This is a genomic window from Pelomonas margarita, from assembly GCF_043555875.1.
GTDB classification, from domain to species: Bacteria; Pseudomonadota; Gammaproteobacteria; order Burkholderiales; family Burkholderiaceae_C; genus Pelomonas; species Pelomonas margarita.
In genome coordinates this window covers 1-2,234 of the sequence record NZ_JBIGHW010000042.1, presented here as the reverse complement: position 1 = coordinate 2,234, position 2,234 = coordinate 1, and the positions used below count along the sequence as shown (strand labels likewise).

Sequence of the window (2,234 nt, the reverse complement as noted above, 5' to 3'; positions counted from 1 at the left end):
TGGACAGCTTCCTGCGCGGCCATGTCGAGGCCTTCATCGCCTTCAACGGCTGTCCGAGGGTCGCCCTGTACGACAACCTCAAGAGCGCGGTGCTGGAGCGCGTGGATCATGTCCGCGGCAGTTCGATCCGCTTCAACCCCGAACTGCTCGCTCTGGCTGCCCACTACCGCTTCGAGCCGCGCCCGGTGGCGGTGGCCCGTGGCAATGAGAAGGGCCGGGTGGAGCGCGCCATCCGCTACATCCGCGACAGCTTCTTCGCCGGGTGCTCGTTCACCGACCTAGCTGACCTCAACGCGCAGGCGCGGCTGTGGTGTCTGGGCTTGGCCGCCGAGCGGCGTTGGCCCGAGGACGGCGCCTTGAGCGTGCGCCAGGCCTTCGAGGCCGAGGGCCGCAGCTTGATGACGCTGCCCGAGACGGCCTTCGCCCTGGGCGAGCGCGTGGCCGCGAAGGTCGGCAAGAGCCCTTACGTTCGCTTCGACACCAACGACTACTCGGTGCCGCACACCCATGTGCGGCGCACGCTGACGGTGCTGGCCGACGAGAGTTCAGTGCGCGTACTCGACGGCGCCACCGAGCTGGCACGCCACCGGCGCTGCTGGGACAGCCACGAGCAGATCGAGGATGACGCCCATGTGCAGCGCCTGGTCGACGCCAAGCGCGCCGGCAGGGCCCACCGCGCCTGTGACCGCTTGGGCGCCGCCGCCCCGGCCAGTGCCGAGTTGCTCAAGCGAGCCGGCGCGCGCGGCGAGAACCTGGGCTCGATCACCGCAGCGCTGATGCGGCTACTCGAACGCTGGGGCGCCGCCGCGCTGCAGGCGGCCATCACCGAGGCGCTGGCGCGCGACGTGGCCCACCCCAACGCCGTGCGGCTGGCGCTGGAGCGCGCCCGCGCGGCCAGCGGCGAGCCCCCGCCGGTGGCGCTGGTGCTGCCCGAGCACGTCGCCAAGCGTGACGCGCCGGTGCGCACCCACGACTTGCGGTCCTATGACCGCCAGCCGGACCGCCAGCACGACCCGCAACCCGACCCCCCCCAGGATCTACCGGAGCGCCCCGATGAATGACATCGCCACACCGGCTGCGCTGCGCGAGCAGGCCGCCTCACTTCGCCTGCATGGCCTGATTGAGCACTGGAGCGAGGTGATGGCGCAGCCCGAGCAGGCGCACTGGGTGGCGCAGATGCTGGGCTGGGAGGCCGCCGAGCGCAGCCGCCGCAGCCTGGAGCGCCGCCTGCGTGACGCCCACATCGGGCGCTTCAAGCCGCTAGCCGACTTCGACTGGACCTGGCCCAAGCAGATCGACCGCAGTGCCGTCGAAGAGCTGATGACGCTGGCGTTCGTCAAGGACGCCAGCAACGTCGTCTTCGTCGGCCCCAACGGGGTGGGCAAATCCATGTGTGCCTGCAACATCGGCTACCAGGCGGTGCTGGCCGGCCACACCGCGCTGTTCACCACCGCCGGGCAGTTGCTGGGCGAACTCGCCGCACTGGACAGCGACTCGGGCCTGCGCCGCAAGCTGCGCCAGTACGCCGCCCCGGACGTGTTGATCATCGACGAGGTGGGCTACCTGTCGTACTCGAACCGCCACGCCGATCTGCTGTTCGAACTGGTGAGCCGGCGCTACCAGAACAAGAGCACGGTGGTGACGACCAACAGAGCGTTCGCCGACTGGGGCGAGGTCTTCCCCAACGCGGCCTGCGTGGTCTCCCTCATCGACCGGCTCATGCACCGCGCCGAGGTGGTGCGCATCGACGGTGAGTCCTACCGGGCCAAGGAAGCGCAGGAGCGCGAGGCGCAGCGCCTGGCCGCGCGCTCGGCCAAGGCAACGCCAACGCGTTCCCGCAAGGCCGCCGCATGAGCGCGTCGCCGTCACCGCCATCGCCAGCCGCACCGGTCCCACGCACTGGACGCCCGAGCAAGCGCTGGCCGTCGCCGAGTGCCTGCAGGCCATGCGCCAGGCACTGTGGGTCGCCTACGGGCCCCAGATGCAGCAGGCCTGGCGCGCACAGCTCATGCCTGACCCGGCCCCGCCAGAGTTCGATCCCGACGAGCCGTTCTGACCCTCCGCGCACCGGCCACGCCTACCGGCAGAAGCCTCACACCAACCCCCACCCCATCAGGGCCTGCATGCAGGCCCTGATGCCATTGGGCCGTGGCCGCTTCACCGCCAGTCCACGACCGCAACCAAATCCGACACCTCGCCAGCGAATAGACGCGGATTTACATCAGCGGCAACAC

General features: G+C 70.4%; 2 protein-coding genes. Both read left to right on the top strand.

Going from position 1 to position 2,234, the window contains the following annotated elements:
• The coding region (locus ACG0Z3_RS23095) for a Mu transposase domain-containing protein (protein ID WP_394402387.1) at positions 1 to 1,061 on the top strand (1,061 nt) is incomplete at its 5' end.
• Positions 1,054 to 1,854: an IS21-like element helper ATPase IstB gene (gene istB, locus ACG0Z3_RS23090; protein ID WP_394402384.1), complete on the top strand. Its 801-nt coding sequence runs from the start codon at positions 1,054 to 1,056 to the stop codon at positions 1,852 to 1,854. The genes ACG0Z3_RS23095 and istB, both read left to right, overlap by 8 nt.
• Positions 1,855 to 2,234 lie beyond the last annotated feature (380 nt).